This is a genomic window from Pseudomonas donghuensis (assembly GCF_000259195.1).
Lineage (GTDB): Bacteria > Pseudomonadota > Gammaproteobacteria > Pseudomonadales > Pseudomonadaceae > Aquipseudomonas > Aquipseudomonas donghuensis.
The window spans coordinates 18,738-27,535 of record NZ_JH650759.1; the positions used below are offsets into that span (position 1 = coordinate 18,738).

Genomic DNA, 8,798 nt, shown 5'->3' on the forward strand with positions numbered 1-8,798 from the left:
GATGGGAGCAGTTATGGCGGATCGGCACGATACGGTAGCACTGGCCTGGGTCAAAGGGGCGATTGCCGACTGCCTGGGCCAGGCGCGCCTGACCCTGGAGCACTTCGCCGCCGAGCCCGGAGATGAGGCCGTACTCGATGGCTTCGTCGAACAGCTGCATCAGGTGCGCGGAAGCCTGCTGATGCTCGAGCTCAATGGCGCGGCCCTGCTCGCCGAAGAAATGGAACAACTGGGTCTGGCCTTGCGCCAGGGCCGGGCCAGCCAGCGCGGTGAAGCGCTGGGCGCACTGTTTCGCGGCCTGGAGCAATTACCGCTGTACCTTGAGCGCCTGCGCAGCGCCCGCCGTGACCTGCCGCTGGTGGTGCTGCCGGTGCTCAACCAGCTGCGTGCCGAGCGCGGCGCCGAGCCCCTGGCACAGGACAGCCTACTGACCAGTAGCCCCGCTGACGCTGAAGAACTGGCCAACCTCGACCTGTACCTGGGGACCTGGCGCGATCGCCTGCAGGCCGGGCCTGATCGCGATGCGCTGCGCTCGGTGGTCGCCGCTTTGTGCGAAGACCTCAAGCGGGTCAAGGAGCGTCTGGACCAGTTCGTGCGTGGCGATCGCCAGCATCTGGACGAGCTGGAGCCGTTGCTGGCGCCGCTGCGGCAGATCGCCGACACCCTGGCCGTGCTCGGCTTTGGCCAGCCGCGCCGAGTGATCATCGATCAGGTGCTGGTGCTGCAAAGCCTGGCCCAGGGCCAGCGTGAGCCGGCCGATGCGCTGTTGATGGATATCGCCGGGGCGTTGCTGTATGTCGAGGCAACCCTGGCCGGCATGGTCGGGCCGCTGGAGCAGAGCAGCCAGAGCCCGCTGCCGGGCACCGATCTGGCCGAGATTCGGCAACTGGTGCTTGAAGAGGCCTTAGCCGTGTTGCAACAGGTCAAGGACCTGATCGGCGATTGCCTGGATGCTGGCTGGCAGCCACAACGCCTGCAACCACTGCCTGGCTTGCTGCAGCAAATCCGTGGCGCCCTGGCGATGCTGATGCTGCCGCGGGCAGCGGCGTTGATCGGCCACTGCGGCGACTATGTACATGAGCATCTGCTGGGCAACGAAACCCTCGCTGAGCCTTCGGCCCTGAGCCATCTGGCCGAGGCCTTGAGTGCCTGCGAGTGTTACCTGCAATGGCTGATTGCCGACCCCCAGGCCAATCCCTCGCGGTTCCTCGAGGCGGCCCAGCACAGCCTTGCTGCCCTGGGTTATCGCCTTGAGCCGGAACCTGCGGTGATAGAGGTGCCGGCGGTAGCTGCGCCTGACGTCATGCCGATCGATGACGAGTTGCGCGAGATATTCCTTGAAGAAGCCAACGAGCTGCTGCCGTTGCTCAATGAAATGTGGGCCCGTTGGCAAGCCGACAGCGCCGATCGCGAAGCCCTGATCGAACTGCGCCGCGGCCTGCACACCCTCAAGGGCAGTGGGCGCATGGTCCGCGCCCAGGCGCTGGCGGAACTGGCATGGGCGGCGGAGCACCTGCTCAACCGTGTGCTCGAAGGCCGGGTGGAGATTGGCGCGGCGCCCTTCGCCGCGTTGCAACAAGCCCTGGATGAGATGCCTGCGCTGCTTGGCGAGTTTGCCCAGGCCCTGGCGCCGGCCCATCCCGAGATTGAGCAATTGGCGACGCATCTGCATGCGCTGGCCATGAATGACCCGCACAGCGAGGCCGTGGCCAGCGAAGCCATTGACCCGCAATTGCTGGAGATATTCCGCAACGAGGCCCTGGGGCACCTGGACAGCCTCGAAGCCTTTTTGCGCGAGGCCGATCAGCACCTGCCGCTGCCGGTCAGCGACAACCTGCAGCGCGCCCTGCACACCCTCAAGGGCAGCGCGGCGATGGCCGGGGTGTTGCCGATTGCCGAGCTGGCCGGTGCCCTGGACTTACTGGCCCGCGAGTTCAAGGCCCATCTGCTGGCCTTTGATCTTGAAGAAATCTACCTCCTGGAAACCGCAGATCCGCTGCTGCGCCGTGGCGTGCAGCAGCTTTCCAGTTCACCGTTGGCGCCGATTGCCGGGGCTGCGACGCTGATTGCCGATATTCACCAGGTGGTCGATGCGCGCCTGCAGGCGTTGCTGGAGGCGCCGAGCCAGGGCTTGCGGGTCAAGCGCGACCCGCAACTGATTGCCAGCTTCCTGGCCCAGGGCATGGACATCCTGCTCGACGCCGAGTCGCTGCTGCTGCGTTGGCAGGAGCATCCCGGTGAGCGCCAGGAGCTCAATGCGCTGCTCGATGAACTGACCACTCTCGGCCAGAGCGCGCACCTGGCCGACCTGTGGCAGGTGGACGAACTGTGTGAAGCCTTGCTCGACCTCTACGGTGCAGTGGAGGAGAGCAGCCTGGCGGTCAGCCCGCGATTCTTCAGCGAGGCGCAGAGCGCCCATGAAGCGCTGATCGACATGCTCGACCAGATCGCCGCCGGCCAGGAAGTCGACCCGCGTCCGGAACGCTTGCAGGCCCTGCGCGAACTGCTCGACGAAGGCTTGGAACCGTCGGCCATGGGCCTGGTCAGCAGCCAGGGCGGGGCAATCACCGAGCTTGCCAGCGCCACCGCCGAACTGGCCGCCCAGGCACCGGACCCGGCCATGCTCGAGCTGTTCCTCGATGAAGCCAACGACATTCTCGACAGTGCCGACCAGGCCCTGGCGCGCTGGCTGCTGGATACCGATAACGCCTCGGCGCTGTCGTCGCTGGCCCGTGACCTGCAAACCCTCAAGGGTGGCGCACAGATGGCCGCCATGGGCGCGTTCGAAGTGCTGGCGCAAGAGCTTGAGCTGCTTTACGAAGGCCTGGTGGACCGGCGCTTCAGCCCCGGTGCCGAGCTGTTTGCCCTGCTCAAGCGCAGCCACCAGCAACTGGCGCAGATGCTCGAACAATTGCAGCAAGACCAGGTGCCGGCAGCCCAGGTCGAACTGCTGGCGGCGCTGCGCGAGTTCCGTCATGACGCACCGCCGCCTGCGGTTGTGGATAAGCCTGTCGAAGCGCAGCAGGACGCTGGCGACAAAGAGTTGCTGGAGATCTTCCTCGAAGAAAGCCTCGACCTGGTCGAAAGCTCCAGTGCGGCCCTGCTGCGCTGGCAAGCCGAGCCGCGCAATGGCGTCGAGGTCGAAAACCTGCTGCGTGACCTGCACACCCTCAAGGGCGGTGCACGCATGGTCGAGATCGGGCCGATCGGCGACCTGGCCCACGAGCTGGAGTTCCTCTACGAACTGCTTGCCGCTGGCCAGTTGCAACCCAGCCCGGCGCTGTTCAGCCTGCTGCAGAACTGTCATGACCGCCTGGCCCACATGCTCGATGCCGTGCGCCTGCAACAGCCGCTGCACGCGGCTACGGCGCTGATCGACTACATCCGCAACTTCAGCAGCGCGGCATTGGCCGATACCGCCGCCGGCCAGGCGCACCCGGACACGGCGCCGCCGGAACTGCCGGTGACCGCGCCTGAGCGTGGCGCCGGCGACATGGTCAAGGTGGCCTCGGAGTTGCTCGATGACCTGGGCAACCTGGCCGGGGAAAACTCGATCATCCGTGGCCGCATCGAGCAGCAGGTCAACGATGCGCAGGTGGCCCTGAACGAGATGGAAACCACCCTGGAGCGCATGCGCGACCAGTTGCGCCGCCTGGATACCGAAACCCAGGGGCGCATTCTCAGCCGCCAGGCCGACGGCGACGGCCAGGCCTACGATGACTTCGACCCGCTGGAGATGGACCGCCATTCGCAACTGCAGCAGTTGTCGCGGGCGCTGTTCGAGTCGGCTTCCGACCTGCTTGACCTCAAGGAAACCCTGAGCGTGCGTGCCCATGACGCGCAGAGCCTGTTGCAGCAGCAGGCGCGGGTCAACAGCGACCTGCAGGAAGGCCTGATGCGCACCCGCATGGTGCCGTTCGAGCGCTTGGTGCCGCGTTTGCAGCGGGTGGTGCGGCAGGTGTCCAGCGAGCTGGGCAAGCAGGTTGAACTGGTGATCGGCAATGCCGAGGGCGAGATGGACCGCAGCGTGCTGGAGCGCATGATGGCGCCGCTGGAGCACATGCTGCGCAACGCCGTCGACCATGGCCTGGAGTCGCGCGAGGCGCGCCTGGCGGCCGGTAAGCCGGAGCAGGGGCTGATCTCGCTGAACCTGTTGCATGAAGGCGCCGATATCGTCATCGAAATGACCGATGACGGTGCAGGGGTGCCGCTTGAGGCCGTGCGGCGCAAGGCGATCAAGCGTGGGCTGCTCGACCCTGCGGCGGTGCTCAGCGACCACGAGATCATGCAGTTCATCCTTCAGCCGGGGTTCTCCACCGCCGAGAAGATCACCCAGATTTCCGGGCGAGGGCTGGGCATGGACGTGGTCCATGAAGAGGTCAAGCAGCTCGGTGGTTCGATGGTGATCGAGTCGAAGCCGGGCAAGGGCGCGCGTTTTCTGATCCGCCTGCCGTTCACTGTGTCGATCAACCGTGGGTTGATGGTCCAGTACGGTGAAGAGCTGTACGCGATTCCGCTGAACACCATAGAAGGCATCGTCCGCGTGCCGCCGGCCGAGCTTGAAGCCTGCTACCAGCTCGACCCGCCGCATTACCGATACGCCGGACACCGCTATGAGCTGCGCTACCTGGGCGAGCTGCTGCAAGGCGCGGCGCAACCGAAACTGTTGGGCCAGAGCCTGCCGCTGCCGGTGTTGCTGGTGCATTCCCACGATCAACAGTACGCCGTACAGGTCGATGGCCTGGCGGCCAGCCGCGAGATCGTGGTCAAAAGCCTGGGGCCGCAGTTCGCTGCGGTCCAGGGGTTGTCCGGGGCGACCTTGCTGGGTGATGGCCGGGTGGTGCTGATTCTCGACTTGCTCGGCCAGTTACGCGGCCTGCAGCAGCAGTTGGCCCAGCACCATTGCAGCAGCGAAGGTCTGCGCCGGGAAAACCATGGCAGCGTGCCGGAACGGCCGCTGCTGGTGATGGTGGTGGACGACTCGGTGACCGTGCGCAAGGTCACCGGGCGGCTGCTCGAGCGCCACGGCATGAACGTGCTGACCGCCAAGGACGGGGTCGACGCCATGGCCCTGTTGCAGGAACATCGTCCGGACGTGCTTCTGCTGGACATTGAAATGCCGCGCATGGACGGCTTTGAAGTTGCCACACAGATTCGTCACGATCCCAAGCTCGAGGACCTGCCGATCATCATGATCACTTCGCGTACCGGCCAGAAACACCGCGACCGGGCCATGGCCATCGGCGTCAACGACTACCTGGGCAAGCCCTATCAAGAGTCGGTGCTGCTGCAGAGTATTGCCCAATGGAGCCGCCGCGATGCTTGAACAACCCGCCCGGCATAACCGGCGCAGCAGCCTGACCGGCTTGCTGCTGCCCTTGAGCGATCGCTGCCTGGTGCTGCCCAACGTTGCCGTGGCCGAACTGATCGGCTTTCAGGCCGGCAGCCCGGTGCTGGCGTCGCCTGAATGGTTGCTTGGCTGGATCGACTGGCGTGGCCAGCGCTTGCCTCTGCTCAGCTTCGAATCGGCCTGTGGCGGCCAGCTACAGGTTGGCGAGCGGGCGCGGATTGTCGTGCTCAATGCCCTGGGCAGCAGCCCGCTGCGCTTTGTTGCCTTGCTGGTGCAGGGCATTCCACGCTCGTGCAAGCTCGACAGCCAGCTCAACTACGTCGATGTGCCGCTGGCCGCCCTGGAGATGGCGGCGGTGCAGGTGGGCGAACAGGTGGCGCGGGTGCCGGATCTTCCTGCACTGGAACAGCTGTTGGTGAACGCAGGGGTGGTTTGAAACATTTGCCTGTGTAGGATGGGAGCCCTGTTACTAGTCAGGAGGATCCTGTTGCATGTATCACGGTGAACGTTTCAATGCCTGGACCCATCTGGTCGGCGCCGTGCTGGCTTGCATTGGCACCATCTGGCTGCTGGTGGTGGCAAGCCTGCAAGGTGACCCCTGGAAGATCGTCAGCCTGGCGATCTACGGTTTCACACTGTTGTTGCTCTACAGCATCTCGACGCTTTATCACAGCGTGCGCGGCAAGGCCAAAGTGGTCATGCGCAAGCTCGATCACCTGTCCATCTACCTGTTGATTGCCGGCAGCTATACGCCGTTCTGCCTGGTCAGCCTGCGCGGGCCGTGGGGCTGGAGCCTGTTCGGGGTAGTCTGGGGGCTGGCGGTGATCGGCATGCTGCAAGAGATCAAGCCGCGCTCCGAAGCGCGGGTGATGTCGATCATCATCTATGCACTGATGGGCTGGATCGTGCTGGTGGCGGTCAAGCCACTGCTGGCCAGTCTCGGCGCCGCAGGCTTTGCCTGGCTGGCGGCCGGTGGTGCGTTCTACACCATCGGCATCATCTTCTTCGCCTACGACAGCCGCTTTCGCCATTGGCATGGCATCTGGCACCTGTTCGTGATTGCCGGCAGCCTGCTGCACTTCATCGCGGTGTTCTTCTACGTGCTCTAGAAGTCGCCCCACAGCTGCTGGGCGACGGCCAGGGCCACCACCGGCGCGGTTTCGGTGCGCAGCACCCGCGGGCCCAGGCGCGCGGCGTGGAAGCCGGCGCCTTTGGCCTGCTCCACTTCTGCTTCGCTCAGACCGCCCTCAGGACCGATCAGAAAGGCCAGGCTGGCCGGCTTCTGGTGGCTGACCATCGGTTCAGCAACCGGGTGCAGGACCAGCTTGAGGTCTTCGTCGCAGGCCTTGAGCCAGTCGGCCAGCAGCTGCGGCGGGTGAATCACCGGCACGCTGGAGCGCCCGCACTGCTCGCAGGCGCTGATTGCCACCTGGCGCCAGTGGGCCAGGCGCTTGTCGGCGCGCTCATCTTTCAGGCGCACTTCGCAGCGCTCGCTGACGATCGGGGTAATGGCACTGACACCCAGCTCGGTGGCCTTCTGGATGGCCCAGTCCATGCGCTCGCCGCGGGACAGGCCCTGGCCGAGGTGAACCTGCAGGCTTGAGTCGGCTTGACCGGCGAAGGCTTCGTCGAGCTGCACGCGGACGGTTTTCTTGCCGACTTCGAGCAACTGGCCGCGAAACTCCTGGCCGCTGCCGTCGAACAGTTGCACGGCGTCGCCGGCGGCCATGCGTAGCACGCGGCCGATGTAGTGGGCCTGGGCTTCGGGCAGATCGTGGGCGCCGAGGCTCAGGGGGGCGTCGATGAAGAAGCGGGACAGTCTCATGGGTTAACTCTAAAAATGTGTTGGCAGTGCGGGCCTCATCGCGGGTCAAGCCCGCTCCTACAGGGATCTCTGTGGGAGCGGGCTTGACCCGCGATGCGGTTAGCCCGGATCGCGGAAGTCAGGGTGGAAATCAGCCGGCACCGCCACGCTGATGCTGCTGCGGGTGGCGATGTCGATGCCCTCGGTGGCCACCTCGGCAAGGAAGTCGATCTGCTCCGGGGTGATCACGTAAGGCGGCAGGAAGTACACCACGCTGCCCAGCGGGCGCAGCAGGGCACCGCGACTCAGGGCGTGCTCGAAGACCTTCAGGCCACGGCGCTCCTGCCACGGGTAGGCGGTCTTGCTGGCCTTGTCCTGGACCATCTCGATGGCCAGGGCCATGCCGGTCTGGCGCACTTCGGCGACATGCGGGTGGTCGACCAGGTGCGCGGTGGCGGTGGCCATGCGCTGGGAGAGAGCCTTGTTGGCTTCGATGACGTTGTCCTGCTCGAAGATATCCAGGGTCGCCAGCGCCGCGGCACAGGCCAGCGGGTTGCCGGTGTAGCTGTGCGAGTGGAGGAAGGCGCGCAGGGTCGGGTAATCGTCGTAGAAGGCGCTGTACACCTCGTTGGTGGTCAGGCAGGCGGCCAGCGGCAGGTAGCCGCCGGTCAGGGCCTTGGACAGGCACAGGAAGTCCGGGCGGATGCCGGCCTGTTCGCAGGCGAACATCGTCCCGGTGCGGCCAAAGCCCACGGCGATTTCGTCGTGGATCAGGTGCACGCCATAGCGGTCGCAGGCTTCACGCAGCAGCTTGAGGTACACCGGGTGGTACATGCGCATGCCGCCAGCGCCCTGGATCAGCGGTTCGACGATGACGGCGGCAACCGTGGCATGGTGTTCAGCCAAGGTCTGCTCCATGGCCGCGAACATAGTGCGCGAGTGTTCTTCCCAGCCCATGCCCTCGGGGCGCAGGTAGCAGTCCGGGCTCGGCACCTTGATGGTGTCGAGCAGCAGCGCCTTGTAGGTCTCGGTGAACAGCGGCACATCGCCGACCGACATCGCCGCGATGGTTTCGCCGTGATAGCTGTTGCTCAGGGTGACGAAGCGCTTTTTCTCCGGCTGACCTTTGTTCAGCCAGTAGTGGAAGCTCATTTTCAGCGCCACTTCGATGCAGGACGAACCGTTATCGGCGTAGAACACCCGGTCCAGGCCTTCAGGGGTGATCTGCACCAGGCGCTCGGAGAGCTCGATCACCGGCTGATGGCTGAAGCCGGCGAGGATCACGTGTTCGAGCTGGTCGACCTGATCCTTGATGCGCTGGTTGATGCGCGGGTTGGCATGGCCAAAAACGTTGACCCACCAGGAGCTGACGGCGTCGAGATAGTGCTTGCCTTCGAAGTCTTCCAGCCACACGCCTTGGCCGCGCTTGATTGGAATCAGCGGCAGTTGTTCGTGATCTTTCATCTGGGTGCAGGGGTGCCACAGGACCTTGAGGTCGCGTTGCATCCACTGTTGGTTGAGGCCCATTTCGATTCTCCTGGCGACGGCGGCTCGGACATGCCGCGCAAGCCTATGCAATGCGCCGGCCGAGAACAACCCGTGCGCTGCAATCAGGGTGCTGGCGTTGCTGGCGGGGGGGCGTGG

5 protein-coding genes are annotated in these 8,798 nt (G+C 65.1%); 3 read left to right on the forward strand and 2 right to left on the reverse strand.

Annotation, left to right across the window (positions count from 1 at the left end):
- Positions 1-13: 13 nt before the first annotated feature.
- The 3 genes from UW3_RS0106545 to trhA are packed head-to-tail and all read left to right on the forward strand — an operon-like array spanning position 14 to position 6,459.
- Positions 14-5,326, forward strand: a complete 5,313-nt coding sequence (locus UW3_RS0106545; RefSeq protein ID WP_010221502.1) for an Hpt domain-containing protein — start codon at positions 14-16, stop codon at positions 5,324-5,326.
- Complete coding sequence (locus UW3_RS0106550; protein ID WP_010221503.1) at positions 5,319-5,786, forward strand: chemotaxis protein CheW; 468 nt, start codon at positions 5,319-5,321, stop codon at positions 5,784-5,786. Before UW3_RS0106545 ends, UW3_RS0106550 begins: the two co-directional genes overlap by 8 nt.
- Before the next feature lie 55 nt (positions 5,787-5,841).
- Positions 5,842-6,459, forward strand: coding sequence for a PAQR family membrane homeostasis protein TrhA (gene trhA / locus UW3_RS0106555; RefSeq protein WP_010221504.1), 618 nt, complete (start codon positions 5,842-5,844; stop codon positions 6,457-6,459).
- Here the strand turns inward: trhA and UW3_RS0106560 are convergent.
- Positions 6,456-7,175 (reverse strand): 16S rRNA (uracil(1498)-N(3))-methyltransferase, encoded by a 720-nt coding sequence (locus UW3_RS0106560; RefSeq protein ID WP_010221505.1) that lies wholly within the window; start codon positions 7,173-7,175, stop codon positions 6,456-6,458. The two genes, trhA and UW3_RS0106560, sit on opposite strands and share 4 nt — an antisense overlap.
- A gap of 99 nt (positions 7,176-7,274) precedes the next feature.
- Positions 7,275-8,681 carry an adenosylmethionine--8-amino-7-oxononanoate transaminase gene (locus UW3_RS0106565; protein ID WP_010221506.1) on the reverse strand — a complete coding sequence of 469 codons (1,407 nt, stop codon included), beginning with the start codon at positions 8,679-8,681 and terminating at the stop codon, positions 7,275-7,277.
- Positions 8,682-8,798 lie beyond the last annotated feature (117 nt).